This window comes from Guyparkeria sp. WRN-7, assembly GCF_001641825.1.
In the GTDB taxonomy this organism is placed as follows: Bacteria; Pseudomonadota; Gammaproteobacteria; order Halothiobacillales; family Halothiobacillaceae; genus Guyparkeria.
On record NZ_LRFH01000010.1, the window covers coordinates 1 to 274 of the forward strand.

Sequence of the window (274 nt, forward strand, 5' to 3'; positions counted from 1 at the left end):
AACGATCTCGATCTCTTCGCCAGTCTTGACGATGCCGCGCTCGACACGACCGGTGACTACGGTGCCGCGACCGGAGATGGAGAACACGTCCTCGACCGGCATGATGAACGCACCGTCGATGGCACGCTCCGGCTCCGGGATGTAGTCGTCCATTGCCTCGACCAGCTTCATGATGGCCGGCGCGCCGATCTCGGAGGTGTCGCCTTCCAGCGCCTTCAGTGCCGAACCGGTGACGATCGGGGTGTCGTCGCCCGGGAAGTCGTACTGGGAGAGG

The 274-nt window shown here is 64.2% G+C and carries 1 pseudogene; it reads right to left on the minus strand.

Annotation, left to right across the window (positions count from 1 at the left end):
- A pseudogene (gene tuf, locus AWR35_RS04495) lies at positions 1-274 on the minus strand (elongation factor Tu); the annotation flags it as partial.